This is a genomic window from Paractinoplanes maris (assembly GCF_023544465.1).
Taxonomy (GTDB): Bacteria; Actinomycetota; Actinomycetes; order Mycobacteriales; family Micromonosporaceae; genus Actinoplanes; species Actinoplanes maris.
On the sequence record NZ_JALPVL010000002.1, the window covers coordinates 167,292 to 183,358 of the forward strand.

Annotated in this window: 16 protein-coding genes; 4 read left to right on the forward strand and 12 right to left on the reverse strand. The window is 73.2% G+C overall.

The annotated features are described in order from the left end of the window. The first annotated feature begins 19 nt into the window (after positions 1-19). Complete coding sequence (gene groL / locus NAG42_RS05620) at positions 20-1,669, forward strand: chaperonin GroEL (RefSeq protein WP_250028578.1); 1,650 nt, start codon at positions 20-22, stop codon at positions 1,667-1,669. Between the two features lie 167 nt (positions 1,670-1,836). Beyond that, positions 1,837-2,121: a DUF1707 SHOCT-like domain-containing protein gene (locus tag NAG42_RS05625; protein WP_250028579.1), complete on the forward strand. Its 285-nt coding sequence runs from the start codon at positions 1,837-1,839 to the stop codon at positions 2,119-2,121. Positions 2,122-2,357: 236 nt separating this feature from the next. Here the strand turns inward: NAG42_RS05625 and NAG42_RS05630 are convergent, their stop codons facing one another. From NAG42_RS05630 to NAG42_RS05685, 12 genes are all read right to left on the reverse strand, one after another. Then, complete coding sequence (locus tag NAG42_RS05630) at positions 2,358-4,160, reverse strand: ABC transporter ATP-binding protein (RefSeq protein WP_250028580.1); 1,803 nt, start codon at positions 4,158-4,160, stop codon at positions 2,358-2,360. Further along, positions 4,157-5,848 (reverse strand): ABC transporter ATP-binding protein, encoded by a 1,692-nt coding sequence (locus NAG42_RS05635; protein WP_250028581.1) that lies wholly within the window; start codon positions 5,846-5,848, stop codon positions 4,157-4,159. Before NAG42_RS05635 ends, NAG42_RS05630 begins: the two co-directional genes overlap by 4 nt. 65 nt (positions 5,849-5,913) lie before the next feature. Continuing rightward, positions 5,914-6,168 (reverse strand): hypothetical protein, encoded by a 255-nt coding sequence (locus tag NAG42_RS05640; protein ID WP_250028582.1) that lies wholly within the window; start codon positions 6,166-6,168, stop codon positions 5,914-5,916. A 9-nt stretch (positions 6,169-6,177) separates the two neighbouring features. Then, entirely contained in the window at positions 6,178-7,230 is a 1,053-nt protein-coding gene (gene tsaD / locus NAG42_RS05645; protein WP_250028583.1) for a tRNA (adenosine(37)-N6)-threonylcarbamoyltransferase complex transferase subunit TsaD, read from the reverse strand. Beyond that, positions 7,223-7,657, reverse strand: a complete 435-nt coding sequence (rimI, locus tag NAG42_RS05650) for a ribosomal protein S18-alanine N-acetyltransferase (protein ID WP_250028585.1) — start codon at positions 7,655-7,657, stop codon at positions 7,223-7,225. The genes tsaD and rimI overlap by 8 nt, the downstream gene beginning before the upstream one ends. Continuing rightward, complete coding sequence (gene tsaB / locus NAG42_RS05655) at positions 7,657-8,562, reverse strand: tRNA (adenosine(37)-N6)-threonylcarbamoyltransferase complex dimerization subunit type 1 TsaB (protein ID WP_250028586.1); 906 nt, start codon at positions 8,560-8,562, stop codon at positions 7,657-7,659. The genes rimI and tsaB overlap by 1 nt, the downstream gene beginning before the upstream one ends. Positions 8,563-8,700: 138 nt before the next feature. Next, positions 8,701-9,378 (reverse strand): uracil-DNA glycosylase, encoded by a 678-nt coding sequence (ung, locus tag NAG42_RS05660; RefSeq protein ID WP_250029312.1) that lies wholly within the window; start codon positions 9,376-9,378, stop codon positions 8,701-8,703. A gap of 76 nt (positions 9,379-9,454) precedes the next feature. Continuing rightward, positions 9,455-9,931 carry a tRNA (adenosine(37)-N6)-threonylcarbamoyltransferase complex ATPase subunit type 1 TsaE gene (gene tsaE, locus NAG42_RS05665; RefSeq protein ID WP_250028588.1) on the reverse strand — a complete coding sequence of 159 codons (477 nt, stop codon included), beginning with the start codon at positions 9,929-9,931 and terminating at the stop codon, positions 9,455-9,457. Then, a complete protein-coding gene (locus NAG42_RS05670; RefSeq protein ID WP_250028590.1) occupies positions 9,928-11,007 on the reverse strand; it encodes an alpha/beta fold hydrolase in 1,080 nt (359 codons plus the stop codon). The genes tsaE and NAG42_RS05670 overlap by 4 nt, the downstream gene beginning before the upstream one ends. Continuing rightward, positions 11,004-12,182, reverse strand: coding sequence for an alanine racemase (gene alr, locus NAG42_RS05675; RefSeq protein ID WP_250028591.1), 1,179 nt, complete (start codon positions 12,180-12,182; stop codon positions 11,004-11,006). Before alr ends, NAG42_RS05670 begins: the two co-directional genes overlap by 4 nt. A 60-nt stretch (positions 12,183-12,242) precedes the next feature. Beyond that, positions 12,243-13,703, reverse strand: coding sequence for an NAD(P)H-hydrate dehydratase (locus NAG42_RS05680; protein WP_250028592.1), 1,461 nt, complete (start codon positions 13,701-13,703; stop codon positions 12,243-12,245). A gap of 86 nt (positions 13,704-13,789) precedes the next feature. Further along, positions 13,790-14,158 (reverse strand): holo-ACP synthase, encoded by a 369-nt coding sequence (locus NAG42_RS05685; RefSeq protein WP_250001285.1) that lies wholly within the window; start codon positions 14,156-14,158, stop codon positions 13,790-13,792. Positions 14,159-14,311: 153 nt separating this feature from the next. Here NAG42_RS05685 and NAG42_RS05690 point away from each other — a divergent pair, with 153 nt between their 5' ends. Both NAG42_RS05690 and NAG42_RS05695 read left to right on the forward strand, forming a co-directional pair. Beyond that, positions 14,312-14,599: a hypothetical protein gene (locus tag NAG42_RS05690; protein WP_250028593.1), complete on the forward strand. Its 288-nt coding sequence runs from the start codon at positions 14,312-14,314 to the stop codon at positions 14,597-14,599. Continuing rightward, complete coding sequence (locus NAG42_RS05695) at positions 14,596-16,056, forward strand: alpha/beta hydrolase (RefSeq protein WP_250028594.1); 1,461 nt, start codon at positions 14,596-14,598, stop codon at positions 16,054-16,056. Before NAG42_RS05690 ends, NAG42_RS05695 begins: the two co-directional genes overlap by 4 nt. The last annotated feature ends 11 nt before the right edge of the window (positions 16,057-16,067 follow it).

Consider the following 16,067-nt stretch of genomic DNA (forward strand, 5'->3'; position numbering starts at 1 on the left):
TGCGTGAAGGGACCAATACATGGCGAAGATTCTCAGCTTCTCTGACGACGCCCGGCACCTGCTGGAGCACGGCGTCAACACGCTCGCCGACACGGTCAAGGTCACCCTCGGCCCGCGCGGCCGCAACGTCGTCCTGGACAAGAAGTTCGGCGCTCCCACGATCACCAACGACGGCGTCACCATCGCCAAGGAGATCGAGCTCACCGACCCGTACGAGAACCTCGGTGCGCAGCTGGTCAAGGAGGTGGCGACGAAGACCAACGACGTCGCCGGCGACGGGACCACGACCGCCACCGTGCTCGCCCAGGCTCTGGTGCGCGAGGGCCTGCGCAACGTCACCGCGGGTGCCAACCCGATCGGTCTCAAGCGCGGCATGGACCAGGCCTCCGAGGTCGTGTCCAAGGCGCTGCTGGCCAAGGCCGTCGAGGTCGCCGACCACAAGGCGATCGCCAACGTGGCCACCATCTCGGCCCAGGACTCCACGATCGGCGAGCTCATCGCCGAGGCGATGGACCGGGTCGGCCGCGACGGCGTCATCACCGTCGAGGAGGGCTCGGCGATGCTGACCGAGCTCGAGGTCACCGAGGGTCTGCAGTTCGACAAGGGCTTCATCTCGCCGAACTTCGTGACCGACGCCGAGTCGCAGGAGGCCGTCCTCGAGGACGCGCACATCCTGATCACGACTCAGAAGATCTCCAGCATCGAAGAGATGCTGCCCCTGCTGGAGAAGGTGCTGCAGTCGGGCAAGCCGCTGCTCATCATCGCCGAGGACGTCGACGGCCAGGCCCTGTCCACCCTGGTGGTCAACGCCCTGCGCAAGACGCTGAAGGTGGCGGCCGTCAAGGCGCCCGGCTTCGGCGACCGCCGCAAGGCGATGCTGCAGGACATGGCCATCGCCACGGGTGGCGAGCTGATCGCGCCCGAGCTCGGCTACAAGCTCGACCAGGTCACCCTCGACATGCTGGGCACCGCCCGGCGGGTCGTGGTCGACAAGGAGAACACCACGGTCGTCGACGGTGGCGGCAAGAGCGCCGAGGTCACCGACCGGGTCGCGCAGATCCGCAAGGAGATCGAGGCCTCCGACTCCGACTGGGACCGCGAGAAGCTCCAGGAGCGCCTCGCGAAGCTCTCCGGCGGCATCGCGGTGATCAAGGTCGGTGCCGCGACCGAGGTCGAGATGAAGGAGCGCAAGCACCGCATCGAGGACGCCATCGCGGCGACCAAGGCCGCGGTCGAGGAGGGCACCGTCCCCGGCGGCGGCGTCGCCCTGGCCCAGGTGGCCAAGGAGCTCGACGGTGGCCTCGGCCTCACCGGCGAGGAGGCGATCGGTGTCTCGATCGTCCGCAAGGCGCTGGTGGAGCCGTTGCGCTGGATCGCGCAGAACGCCGGTCACGACGGTTACGTCGTGGTGGGCAAGGTCGCCGACCTCGACTGGGGTCACGGCCTGAACGCCGCGACCGACCAGTACGTCGACCTGGCCGGGGCCGGCATCATCGACCCGGTGAAGGTGACCCGCAACGCGGTCTCCAACGCCGTCTCGATCGCCGGCCTGCTGCTGACCACGGAAAGCCTCGTGGTCGAGAAGCCGGCCGAGCCGGAGCCGGCCGCGGGCGGTGGCCACGGCCACAGCCACGGTGGCCACGGCCACCAGCACGGCCCGGGCTTCTGACCGGACAGCAACGCCAGAAAGGGCGCGCCCCGCACGGGGCGCGCCCTTTCGCGTCCGAACCCCGCGAGGGGCGCGCCCCTTCGCGTCCGGGTCCCTCGCGTCCCCGTCAGTTGGGCGCGCTCGCCGGTGCGTGCCCGGAGTCGCGCCACGGCGGTAGAGTGCGCCCCGTGGACATCTGGGCATCCGACGAGGACCGCGCGCGGACGGTGGCCGCGCTCGAGCAGCACGCCGGCGCGGGGCGCCTGACACTCGACGAGTTCGCCGAGCGGGCCCAGGTCGCCCACGGCGCCCGCACGATGGACGAGCTCGCCGCGGTCGTCGGCGACCTGCCGGCCGACAACGCCGGCGCGACAGCCGCCACCGAGCCCAGCCGCGACCTGCTCATCCTTTTCGCCGTGGCCGCCGCGACGCTGATCCTGCTCGGCATCTTCATCGCCGTGATCCGCGCCTGACCCCAGCCCCGTCACCGTCACCGCCGTCACCGCCACCCGCCAGCGCCGTCACCGCCGCCGCCGTCACCCGCCAGCGCCGCCACCGCCACCCGCCGCCGCCGTCACCCGCCAGCGCCGCCACCGCCACCCGCCAGCGCCGCCACCGCCACCCGCCGCCGCTGTCACCCGCCGCCGCTGTCACCCGCCGCCGCTGTCACCCGCCGGCGCCCGTTAGCGCCGTCAGCGGCGCCGGGGCGTCAGTGGGTGGCTCCCGCTCGTGCTGAGTCGGCGTCAGCCGGCTCGTTCGGGTCGGGGACACGCTCGCCGTGCCAGGAACGCCATAGCGCCGCATACGGGCCGTCGGCCGCGACCAGCTCGTCGTGCGAGCCCAGCTCGGTGATGCGCCCGTCCTCGACGACGGCGACCCGGTCGGCGTCGTGGGCCGAGAACAACCGGTGGGCGATCGCCACCACCGTCCGGCCGTGCAGCACCGCGGCCAGGGAGCGCTCCAACGAGCGGGCCGCCCGCGGATCGAGCAGCGACGTCGCCTCGTCGAGCACCAGCGTGTGCGGGTCGGCCAGCACGAGCCGGGCCAGCGCGAGCTGCTGAGCCTGCGCGGCGGTGAGCAGATGCCCGCCCACCCCGACGATCGTTTCGAGCCCCTCGGGCAGGGCCACCGCCCACTCGAGAGCGTGCACCGCAGCCAGCGCCGACCGCACCTCGTCGTCGCCCGCCCCCGGACGGACCATCGCGATGTTGTCGCGCACCGTGCCGATGAAGACGTGATGCTCCTGCGTCACCAGGGCCACCTCGGTGCGCAGCCGGTCGAGCGGCAGGTCGTGCAGCGGCACCCCGCCCACCGTGACCGCTCCGCTCACCGGTTGGTGCACCCCGGCCAGCAACCGGCCCAGAGTCGATTTCCCCGCTCCGGACGGGCCGACGACGGCGAGCCGCTCCCCCGGCTCGAGGGTCAGGTCGATGCCGTGCAGCACCTCACGACCGGCCACATAGGAGAAGCGGACGTCGCGCACCTCGATGCGGGCGCCCACCGGCTCGGCCGCGATCGGCGCCGGCTCCTCCCCGGTCTCGGCCGCCACACCCAGCAGGCGGGCCAGCGACGCCGCCCCGACCTGCACCTCGTCGAGCCAGCCGAGCAGCCGGTCGAGCGGATCGATCAGCATCTGCACATAGATCACCGCGGTCGTCAGCTGGCCCAGCGACACCGAACCGCGCAGATAGAGCCACCCACCGACCAGCAGCGTGGCGACCACCGGCAGCACATAGCTCACCTCGATGACGGGAAACCACACCGTCCGCAGGAAGAGCGTGTATTTCTCGGCCACCCACGACCGGCGCAGGTCGGCGTCGGACCGCTCGATCCGCTGGCTGCGGCGGCGCATCGCGTCGACCGTGCGGGCGCCCTCGACCGTCTCGGCGAGCCCGTCGGTCACCGTCGAATAGACCGCGTTCTGCCGCAGGTAACCCTGGGGTGCCCGGCGCAGGTACCACCTGGTGCCGACCACGATGATCGGCACCGCGACCAGCAACGGCACGGCCAGCAGCGGCCCGGTGAGCACCAGAGCGCCGACCACCAGCGCCACCGTGATCAGCGCGATCGCCGTCTCGGGCACGGCCAGCCGCACACAGCGCGACAACGCGTCCACATCGCGGGTCGTCCGCGTCAGCAGGTCACCGGAACCCGCCCGCTCGACTGTGGAGAGCGGCAGGGCGAGCACCCGCTCGACGAACTCCTCACGCAGCCGGGCCAGCACCTGCTCGCCGAGCCGGGCCGACCACAGATAGGCGAATCGGGTCAGGACCGCCTGGAGCACGACGAACCCGGCGATCACCGCGGCCAGGCGGTCGACGACCCCGGCACCCTCGCCGTGCCGGATGGCCTCGACCAGGTCACCGAGCAGCCGTGGCCCGACCAGCCCGGCCACGGCCGCCAGCACGTGCAGCCCGAGGGTGAGGCCGAGCACGCGCGGATAGCGCCGGAAGAGGTCACGGGCATAACGACGCACCTGGGCGCTGCTCGCCACCGGCAGGAGATTGGTCACTGCTCCTCCTCACGCAGGACGGTGCGGGCGTAGGACGGCTCGCTCGCCAGCAGGCCGTGATGGGTGCCGTCGGCCGTCACCCGGCCTTGCTCGACGAAGAGCACCCGATCGACGCGGTCGAGCACCAGCGGGCTGGACGTGCAGAGCACCGTGGTGCGGCCCGCACGCGCGGTGATCAGGCGGTCGGCGATGCGCGCCTCGGTGTGCGCGTCGACGGCGCTGGTCGGCTCGACCAGGATCAGCACATCAGGATCGGCCACCAGGGCCCGCACCAGCCGCAGCCGCTGCTGCTGGCCGCCCGAGAAGGTGCGGCCGCGCTCGGCGACCTCGCTGTTGAGCCCGTCAGGCAGGGCCTCCAGGATGTCGGTCGCGGCCGCGGTATGCAGTGCCCCGGGCAACCGGCCGCTGCCGGACGGGTCGAGATCGGCGCGCATCGGGCCGGTGAACAGGCGTGCGTCGTTGTCGGCGACCAGCACCCGCTCGCGCACCGTGGCCAGCTCGAACGAGCCCAGCGGCACGCCGTCGATCAGGGCGCCCTCGGCGTAGCGGCCCAGCCGGTCGGCGATGGTGGCGGCCTCGGCCGGCACGGAGGCGACGATCGCGGTGATCTCATCGGGCCGGATCGTCACGCCGGAGGCCGGATCGGACAGCTCGCCGCGGAACCGCTCGGCCGGCACCGGCTCGGCCGGGTCGGGCAGGTCGGTCGTCGAGCGCAGCATGCCGACGACCCGGCGCGCGGAGACATGACCGCGGGTCAGCTTGTCGATCGCCTCGGTGAGCTGCCGCAGCGGCGTGACCAGGAAGGCCGCATACGCGTAGAAGGACACCAGCTGGCCCAGCGTGATGTGACCGCTCAGCGCGAAGCGGGCCCCCAGCCAGGTGACCAGCACCAGGAAGATGCCCGGCAGCAGCACCTGGGCCGCCTCGAGCAACGACTCGACCCGGGCCGTGCGCACCCCGGCGCCGCGCAGCCGCTGCGACTCCTCGCGGTAACGCTCACCCATCACCGCCTCGCCGCCGACGCCGCGCAGCACCCGCAGCCCGCCGACCAGATCGGCCGCGCGCCCGGTGAGCAGGCCCTGCTGCTCGCGGGAGGCCTGCTGACGCCGGTGCAGCGGGCGGATCAGCAGGCCGACCACCGCCATCAGCAGCGGCACCCCGAGCACGACCACCAGGCCGAGCGGCACCGACGTGGTGAGCAGGATGATCGACACGGCGAGCACCGCGATGAGCGAGCCGGTGCCGCGGGCGGTGATGTCGATCGCCGAGCCGATCTGGCGGATGTCGGACGTGCCGATCGCGACGACCTCGCCGGTGTCGAGCCGGCGGGGGAGCGCCGATCCGAGCCGGCCGGCCTGACGGACCGTGACCTGGACGGTGGTGAACATGGCACCGAGGAAATTGACGACCGCGAATCGGTGCCGCGCGATGCCGAACACGGCCTGCCCGATGCCGACGGCCAGCAGAACCAGGCTCCAGACCAGCAGTGCGCGATGGTCGCGGCCGGTCGCGGCGTCGATCGCCTTGCCCACGATGGCCGGGACGAAGGCCTGGCAGAGCATCCAGAGGACGGCCAGCGTGATCGCCGCGTAGACCGGCCGCCAGGCTCGCCGCACCAGCCACCGCAGATAGGCGATGGCCGATCGGTCGTCGGGGCGGCCGGGCTCGGCGTCGGGGAGATTTCGCATCAGAGCCCCGACGTTACGGGCGGGGTACGACAGTTCGCGACGCCATTTCGCCGCCCGTGACCGACCTAACGATCGACCGGCGAGAAGTCCCAGACGTGCGGCGCGCGGGCGATCAGTTCGGCCGGCGGGGCGGGCAGATCCTCTGGGGTGTTGCGCCACTTCGAGATGACGACGATCCGGTTGTCGGTGGACGTGAAGACGTCGCTCGACACGTGCTGCGGCAGCACCTCGACCTGCGGCAGCGCCACGTCACAGACCCACGACAGCAGCTCGTCGAACCCGCTGCGCGAGGCCCGTATCTCCCACATCCGTGCGATCATGCTGGCTTCCTACCCCGCCACGCTGACCGCGGTCAATGGCATCGCGGAATCGGCCGGCAGATCGAGACGACTCGGGGCAACCCCGGCGGCGACCAGGCGTGAGCCCAGCGCCGCGACCATCGCGCCGTTGTCCGTGCACAACTGTGGACGGGGCACCCGCACCTCGATGCCGTGCTTGGCCGCACGCTCCTCGGCCAGCACCCGCAACCTCGAGTTCGCCGCGACACCGCCACCGATGAGCAGCGTCCCCACACCGTGGGCCCGGCAGGCCTCGATCGCCTTGGCGGTGAGCACGTCGCACACCGCCTCCTGGAACGAGGCCGAGACGTCGGCGATCGGCACGGGCTCGCCGTCGCGCTCGCGGGCCTCGACCCAGCGGGCCACCGCGGTCTTGAGCCCCGAGAAGGAGAAGTCGAACCGGTGCGCGGCCAGGTCCTTGGGCGCGGTGAGACCGCGCGGGAAGGCGATCGACGCCCGGTCACCGTCCCGAGCCGTACGGTCGATGATGGGACCTCCCGGGAACCCGAGCCCCAGCAGTCGCGCGACCTTGTCGAACGCCTCACCCGCGGCGTCGTCGATCGTGGCCCCGAGCGGCGTCACCCCGTTGGTCAGGTCGTCGACCAGCAGCAGCGAGGAGTGCCCGCCCGAGACCAGCATCGCGATGGCCGGCTCGGGCAGCGGGCCGTGCTCGAGAGTGTCCACTGCCACATGCGCGGCCAGGTGATTCACGCCATAGATCGGCTTCTCCGCGGCCAGGGCGTATCCCTTAGCCGCCGCGACCCCGACCAGCAGCGCCCCGGCCAGGCCGGGCCCGCTGGTCACGGCGATCGCGTCGAGGTCGGCCAGGGTCACCCCGGCCTCGTCGAGCGCCCGCTGCATGGTCGGGACGAGCGCCTCGAGGTGCGCCCGGCTGGCCACCTCGGGCACGACCCCGCCGAACCGTGCGTGCTGCTCCACACTGGACGCCAGCGCGTCGGCCAGCAGGGTGTGCCCGCGCACGATGCCGATACCGGTCTCGTCGCAGGAGGTCTCGATGCCGAGGACCAGGGGCTCGTCAGACATTCCGCATCATCACCAGGGCGTCCGTGTTGCTGGGTTGGTAATAGCCCCGCCGGATGCCGACGGGCTCGAAATCGTACGTCGCGTACAGGTGCTGGGCGGCGGCGTTGTCCACCGCGACCTCCAGCAGCGTCTGCTTGATCCCGAGCCGGCCGGCCTCACCCAGCAGCGCCTCGAGCAGGACCCGGCCGGTGCCACGGCGCTGCCCGGAACGGCGGACGGCGATATTTTGCACCCACGCCTCGTCCGGCGTGGCGGCGAGACCCGCATACCCCAGGAGCTCGTCGCCGTCGACCGCGACGACGTAGAAGTTGCGTTGCGCCAGCTCGTTCCAGAACATGGCGGCCGACCACTTCTCGTCGCCGAAGAGGTCGGCCTCGACGGGCAGCACGTCGGCGATGTGCCACCACCGGAAGCGCTCTATGTGCATCAGGTCAGCACCGGCTTGCGCCCGGCGGGCTCGACCGCGTCGGGACGGCGCAGATAGAGCGGGGTGAGGATCTCACTCGGGGCGCCCGCGCGGAGGCGGTCGGCAGCCAGCGCGACGAGGGCGGCGCCGGGCGGGTAGAGCAGGTGTTCCTCGACCGGAACCCCGAGCAGGTCGCCGTATTTGAGGGCGCCCTCCCCCACGGCCCGATCGACCAGGCCGTGCACGCTCGGCTGCTGATCCACGGAAGCGCGCCCGGTCAGGTCGACGCCGTCGTCGCGGGCTGTGGCCTGGCCGATCAGGTTGTCGGCCTCGGCCCGGGCGAGCGCCGCGGCGACCCGGGCGGCGTCGGCGCCGGCCAGCGCGGTGGCCGCCTCGAGGACCTCGGACTCGGCCAGGGCGGCGGTCTCGGTGGCCAACCGGTTGCGAGCGCGGCTGGTGGTGGCGACGCCGGCCCGCAGGATCCGGGCGGCCACATCGGCCGGGCGGGCCACGTCGGGTCCGAGGACGCGGACGCCGTCGAGGTACGTCGCGTAATAGACCTCACGGCGGCGGGCGTCGGTCGCGACCAGCACCCGGCCCGGCCCGGCGGCCCGGCCCAGACCGTCCAGCGAGCACACCCCGTACGCCGGGATCGCGAGAGCCTGGGCCATGCTCGCCGCCGTGGCCAGGCCGACGCGCAGCCCGGTGAACGGCCCCGGCCCGAGCCCGGCGACGATCGCGTCGAGGTCGCGCGGGCGCACCCCCGCCTCGGCCAGGGTGGCCTCGATCTCGGGAGCCAGTTTCTCGCCGTGCGCGCGGGGGTCGACGGTCCGCCGCTCGGCCACCCCGCGCAGCCCGTCGGCGGTCACCTCCACCAGGGCGGCCGTCGAGGCGGGGGTAGCGGTGTCCAGAGCCAGTACGAGCACGGTCCGACCCTAACGCGCCCCGGCCCGCGCTCAGCGCACCCACCACTCGACCGCGCCGCCGGCGGTCCACTCCGCCCGACCAGGACGACGCCGGCGAGCGGTCGGTCACCCGTCACGTCCCGCGAGCCGGGCGAAGCGTCAGCCGGCCACGGGCGCGGTGCGCGGGTCCCAGTCGATGACGTCGCGGCCGCCGTCGGCCAGCGCCTTGTTGGCCGCGCTGAACGGACGGCTGCCCAGGAAGCCCACGCGGTTGAGCGGGCTCGGGTGACCGGCCTCGATCACGACATGCGCGGGATTGGTGATCAGCGCGGCTTTCTTGCGCGCGTAACCACCCCAGAGCAGGAACACCACGCGGTCGTCGCGGGCGTTCAGCGCGCGGATCGTCGCATCGGTGAAGGCCTCCCAACCCTTGCCGGCGTGCGACGCGGCGGCCGCGGCGCGGACGGTCAGCACCGCGTTGAGCAGCAACACCCCCTGCCGCGCCCAACCGGTGAGGTCACCGGCCGCGGGCGGCGCCACCCCGACATCGGCGGCCAGCTCCTTGAAGACGTTGCGCAGCGACGGCGGGATCCGCACGCCCTCGCGCACGCTGAAGCTCAGCCCATGCGCCTGCCCCGGCCCGTGATAGGGATCCTGTCCGAGGATCAGCACCCGGGTCTGCTCGGGCGCGCAGAGCCGGTAGGCCGCGAAGAGATCCTCGATCGGCGGATAGATCGTGTGCGTCGCGTACTCCGCGGTCACGAACTCGCTGAGCGCGGCCGTCGCCCTCTCGTCGAGAAACCCGGCAAGCTCCGCTCGCCACCCGGCCGGCAGCATCTCCGCCAGATCCACGTTCTTCCCTTCGACATCTGCTCGTCGCGGCCCCGGTTGACCGCCTTGCCCGCTGTGCTGATCAGCCGCGCGGCGCTGGGTCGTCGCTGTGCAGCTGCTTGATCCGGGTGGCCCAGTCGCCGCCGTGCGGCACCAGCTCGACCACCCGGGTGTCGTCGTCGAGGCGATCGAGACGCACCCGCAGATATTCGTCGTTGAGCTGCTCGACCAGGCCGGCGCCCCACTCGACCACGGTGACCGCGTCGTCGGCCGAGGCGTCCAGGTCGAGGTCGTCGATCTCGGCGCGCGGGTCGGGGCGGTCGCCCAACCGGTATGCGTCGGCGTGCACCAGCGGCGTGCGGCCCCGATGCACCCGCGCGATCACAAAGGTCGGCGAGGTGATCGCGTCGGTGACGCCCAGCCCGGCCCCGATGCCCTGCACCATCGCCGTCTTGCCGGCGCCCAGCGGGCCGGTCAGCAGCACCAGGTCACCCGGGCGCAGGATCGACGCGAGCCGCCGCCCGAACTCCCGGGTGTCGTCGACGGTGGGCAGCTTCACGAGATCTTCTCCAGGAACGGCAGCAGTGCGGCGTTGACCTCGTCGGCCTTCTCGAGCATCACCACGTGGCCGCTGTTGTCCACTTTGATCAACTCCGCCTCGGGCAGGTGCTTGAGGATCTCCTCGGAGTGCGTCACCGGCGTCAGATAGTCGCGGGTGCCGACGATCACCAGCACCGGAACCCCCCGCAACGCCGACAGGGCCGGGAAGCGGTTGTGCGTATAGAGCGTGTGCAGGTATTTCGTCAGCGTCTCGACCGAGGTCTTCGAGTTCATGGTCTCCACGAAGGTGACCAACGACGGACTGGGCTTGGGCTCACCGAAGCCGTAGCGCCGGGTCAGCAGCCAGGCCAGGTCGGACGACACCACCCGGGCCCGGTCGATCGTGTTGCCGCCCAGGTGGGCCGCCTTGCCCCAGAGCGGGAAGAAGGGAGCGCTGGCCCGGGCGACCAGGGTGGGGATGCCCAGCTTGGTCTTGTCGATCAGACCGGCCGAAGTGGACATCAGCACGACACCGGTCACCCGTTTGCCGAACCACTCCGGATACTGCTCGGCGAACGCCATGATCGTCATGCCACCCATCGAGTGGCCGACCAGGATGATGTGGCCGTCGGGCACGGTCGCGTTGAGCACCGCGGCCAGCGACTTGCCGAGCGCCGCGATGTCGTAGTCGCCGGACTTGAGCCGGCTCGACCGGCCGTGCCCGGGCTGGTCGTAGAAGACCAGCCGGTGATCGCCGCGGTCGGCGAGGGCCTGACGCTGGAAATAGAAGGTGCCCATGTCGAGCGCGAACCCGTGCACGAAGACGATCGTGGGCTTGGTGCCCGGCTCGCGGGGCTCCACGATCTCGACGTGCAACTCGGTGCCGTCGGCCGCGGTGACCGTCTGCTCCCGGTCGAACGGCTGATCGCCGAAGGGCTCGTCGACGTGCGGATCGCCGGGCGCGTTGACCGAGCGCCGCACCAGCACCCGCTCGACCGCGAACGCCGTGGCCAGACCCGCCGCGAGCACGCCGACGGCCGCGCCCACCACGCCGACCTGCTTGGCCCGCCGCGACGACCCCTTGGCCGGACTCATGCCCCACCCCCAGCATCCCGGTCCTCGACCCCGCCTTCCAGGGCGTCGCCGGGGGATGACCCGCCGCCGCCGTCATAAACGCGGGGGACCCGGGTGCTGCCGAAGCGGGTCACGATCTCGTAGTTGATCGTGCCGGCCACCGCGGCCCAGTCGTCGGCGGTGGGCGCGCCGTCGTCACCAGGCCCGAAGAGCGTCGCCACCTCGCCCGTCGTCACGTCGTCGTCGCCCACGTCGAGAACGATCTGATCCATGCAGACCCGGCCGGCGATCGTCCGGCGCTTGCCGCCGAGCTGCACCGGCCCGGCGTTCGAGGCCGCGCGCGGCACCCCGTCGGCGTAGCCCAGCGGCACCAGCGCCAGCGTCGTCTCGCGCTCGGTGAAGTAGGTGTGCCCGTAGGACACCCCCTGACCGGCCGGCACCCGCTTGGTCAGAGCCACCCGGGCCCGCGCGGTCATCGCCGGTCGCAGCCCGAAGGTCTCGCCCTCGATCGGCGACAGACCGTAGACCGCGATGCCCGGACGCACCAGGTCGTAGTGGGAGTCGGGGCGGGTCAACGTCGCCGCCGAGTTGGCGATGTGCCGATAGCGCGGCGTGATGCCGAAGCGCTCGGCGACCGCCAGCCCGTCGGCGAAGGCCGCCAGCTGATGATCGATGGTCTCGTGACCCGGCGCGTCCGCGTAGACGAAATGGCTCCAGACGCCGACCACGTCGATCTCGCCGTCGGCCTGAGCCTTCGCCGCGGCCTCCAGCAACGCCGGCCACTCGGCCGCGGTCGCACCGCCCCGGGCCAGGCCGGTATCGATCTTCAGGTGGACCCGGGCCGTGCGCTCGGCCCGCCGGGCCGCGCTGACCAGCTCCCCCAGCAGCTCGAGGCTGCCCGCGCTGAGGTCGACATCGGCCGCGACACCCTCGTGCAGCGGCAGCCCGGGTGAATGCAGCCAGGCCAGCACCGGCACGTCGATTCCGGCCCGGCGCAGCGTCAAACCCTCGTCGAGCGTCGCCACCCCGAGCCAGGTCGCCCCGCCGGCCAGCGCGGCCCGGGCCGACGGCAGCATGCCGTGCCCGTAGCCGTCGCCCTTGACCACCGCCATGACCTCGGCGGTGGTGCCGGCGCGCAGCAACGCGACGTTGTCCCGGATGGCGTCCAGATCGATCCGGACCTCGGCCTGCCACATGATTCCCAGCCTACCGATCGGTATGACGGTTCTGTTTCCGCAGCTCAGCCCTCACCGCGATCACCGAGGAGCACCGATGAGATCGCGAACCGTAGCCCGGAGCGCGGTGGCGATGTCGGGCGCGGTGACCGGGCCGCCCCCGGCCGCCCGCCGGCCGGCCAGCCCGTGGGCATAAGCCGCCGCGGCCGCGGCCCGCTCGGGCGGCAGACCGCCCGCGAGCAGCGACCCCAGCAGGCCGGCCAGCACGTCGCCGCTGCCCGCCGTGGCCAGCGCGGACGTGCCGGTCGGGTTGACCAGCACCGCACCGGCCGGGGTGGCCACGATCGTCCGGTCGCCCTTGAGCAGCACCACCGCGTTGGTCCACGAGGCCAGCTTGAGGGCCGCGCCAACCCGGTCGGCGCCGGGTGCCTCACCCGCCAGCCGCTTGAACTCGCCGTCGTGCGGCGTGATCACCACCGGCGCGTCGCGGCGCAGATCGTCCGCGTGCTTGCCGTCGACCAGCAGAGTCAGCGCATCGGCATCCAGCACCACCGGCAACGGGGTGGCGAGGACGCTGCGCAGTGTGGTGCGGGCCTCGTCGCCGGTGCCGAGCCCCGAGCCGCACACCCAGGCCTGCACCCGGCCCGCGTCGGCGACCTTGGGCGTGGCCACCACTGACGGGTGGGCTCGCACGACGTCTTCGTAGGCGCTCCCCGCATAGCGGACCATGCCCGTCGGGCCGGCGAGCGCGCCACTCACCCCGAGCAGCGCGGCCCCCGGATAGGTGGCCGAGCCGGTGGCGATGCCGACCACGCCGCGGGTGTATTTGTCGGAGGTGGGACCGGGATGCGGCCACCAGCCGGCGACGTCACCGGCATCGGGCACCGCCAGCGCCGGATCGGCCCGCAGCACCGGCCCGAGGCCGATGTCGACCAGCTCGACGTGGCCGCAGCGCACCGCGGCCGGGCCGACGACGTGCGCGGGCTTGAGACAGCCGAAGGTGACGGTGACGTCGGCGTGCACCGCCTCGCCGGGCACGTCGCCGGTGTCGACCGCCACGCCGCTCGGCACGTCCACGGCGACGACCACAGCTCGTACGCCGGAACGCCCGCGCAGCTCACTCAGCCGATCCGCCAGGGCTGCCGCCGGCGGGCGCAGACCGCCGGTGGCGCCGATCCCGACGATGCCGTCGAGCACCAGGTCGGCCCGCTCGGGCAGCTCGCGCACGGTGAAGCCGCCGGCCTCGCGCAACGCCCGCAGCCCGGCCAGGTGGACCCGCTCGGGGCTCAGCAGCAGCGCCCGCACCTGGGCGCCGCGCCGGGCCAGGGCAGCGCCGGCATAGAGCGTGTCGCCACCGTTGTCACCGCTGCCGACCAGCAGCACCACGCGAGCGCCGTAGACGCCGCCACCGTCCTCCAGCAGGAGCGCACAGCGCCTCGCCAGCCCGGCGGCGGCCCGCTGCATGAGGGTGCCCTCGGGCAATGTCGCCATCAGGTTTCGTTCCGCCGCGCGCACATCCGCGACCCGCCAAGCCTGCCGCATCAGCCCTCCGCTCCTGTTGAGACGATGCCGACTGTTCTAGCGCAAGCCTGCGACATTTTCCCGCCGGCGCCGCCCGGGGGGCCCGGTCAGGACTCCGCGACCACCATCGCCGAGGCGATGCCGCCGTCGTGCGAGAGCGAGAGGTGCCACCGGTTGACCCCGCGCTCGGTGGCGACGGCGGCGACCGTGCCGGACACCGTGAGCCACGGGCGGCCGTCCGGGTCGGCGACGATCTCGCAGTCGTGCCACAGCATGCCCGCGGGCGCGCCGAGCGCCTTGGCCACCGCTTCCTTGGCCGCGAACCGCGCCGCCAGCGACTCGGCCGACCGCGGATTTCCCGAGACGGTCAGCCGCTCACCCTCGGTGAAGAGCCGGACCGCCAGCGACGGCGTCCGGTCGAGGGCGCGCGCGAAGCGCTCCACCAGGACCACGTCGATGCCGACAGCCACGATCACGGCCCAACTTTATCGGTAGCCGCCTCTTACCATCCGGCCGAGCGCCGGACCCGGCCTGTGGACGACGGGCGGCTGTCGTCCACAGGCCCCGCCACGGCCGGTCCGCGGGCCCTACCGTCGTCGCATCACACCGCCGGACCCAGGAGGTCGCCGATGAACCCCGAGCTCGAAGTCGATGCCGACGCACTGCGACGTGCAGCCGCGGGCGTCGCCGCCGGCGGCGATCGGGTCGGTGCCGCGACCGGCGACGAACCGCCGGTGCCACTGACACCACGCTGGGCCGCCGCCGACGCGGCCCTGCTGGCCGGCGCGGCGGCCCGCGGCCAGCTCGCGCTGATCGGCGCCGGGATCGACGAGACCGCCCGCCGCATCGGGGAGGCCGCTGCCGCCTACGAGCTGGCCGATGCCCGTGCCGTCACCCGCCTGCGGCTCACCCGATGACCTCCGCCGTCCACGAGCGTCTGCGGGTCACCGACCCGGAGCGATGGCGGGCGCTCGCCCTCTCCTGGCGCCGCTGGGCGACCTTGGCCGGCCGCTTGGCCGCCGAGCTCGGCCCGCGGGTGGCCGCCCTGGGCGCGGCCTGGCGGGGCGCGGCGGCCACCGCGGCCACCCGCCGGCTGCACGAGCTGCGCGGCCGGCTCGTGGCCTTCCGCTTGCGGTGCTGGCTGGCCGACCAAGTGGCCAGCGAGTTCGCCGCAGCCCTGGCCCGCGCGCGGGCGCTGCTCTCCCGTGGCGCTCGCGAGAGCGCCCTCGAGCTGGCGGCCCGGGCCGACGCCGAGGCCACCGATCGGTTCCAGCGGCTGACCGAGGTGATGCGCACCCCGCCGCAACCACCACCCGGCGACAGCCGGCCCGACTGCACCACCTCGCCGGCCGGCGTGCACGCGTGGTGGTCCGCGCTTGAAGTCGAGGAGCGGCATTGGCTGCTGGCGACCGAGGCGGCCTGGCTGGCCCGGCTCGACGGGCTCCCCGCGAGCGACCGCGACGTCGCCAACCGCCTGCTGCTCGACGACCGCCGGGAGGAGATCGACCGGGCGATCGCCGGGGCCACCGGGCGCGAGCGTGACCGGCTGCGGGACAAGCGCGACGGACTGGCCGCGCTGAGCGACCGGCTCGGCGACGAGGCCGGCCCGCGGGCCTATCTGCTGAGCCTCGACCTGAGCGAGGAGGGCCGGGCGGTGGTGGCGCTCGGCGATCCCGACCGGGCCAGCGGCGTGCTCACCCAGGTCCCGGGGATGACGGCCGATCTGGCCTCGCTCGGCGGCGAGCTGTCCCGGGCCGAGCGGGTCGCGGTGCGCGCCGCCGAGCTGAGGCCCGAGTCGGCCACCAGCGCGGTGCTCTGGCTCGACTACGACGCCCCCGATTTTGTCGACGAGGCGGCGAGCGCTCGCCGGGCCGAGGCCGCGGCGCCCGCGTTGCGGCACTTCCAGGAGGGTCTGCGGGCCGGGCACGAGGGTCCGCCCGCGCGCCAGGTCGTGCTCGGCCACAGCTACGGGTCGCTGGTGGTCGGCAAGGCGGCGGCCGGTGAGGGGTTCGCGGCCGACGGCGTGGTCTTCGTGGGCTCGCCCGGCGTCGGGGTCGGCTCGGCCCACGATCTGCGGGTGCCACCGGGTGAGGTCTGGTCGTCCACCTCCCGCAGCGACGTGATCCAGTACGCGGCGGTCTCACCGGGCAGCCTGGTCCGTGATCTGGCCGTGGCCGGCAGCGTGCCGGTGGCCGGGCCGTGGCTGGCCTTCGGCCGGCCCGAGCGCGACCTGTGGTTCGGCCCCAATCCCAGCGGTCCCGGCTTCGGGGCCACCGTGTTCGCCAGCGCGCCGGGCGGCGGTCACGCCGGCTACTGGGACCGCGGCAGCCCGTCCCTCGACAAGCTGGCCGCCATCACGCTGGGTGCGGCGTGATGGCGGCCGGC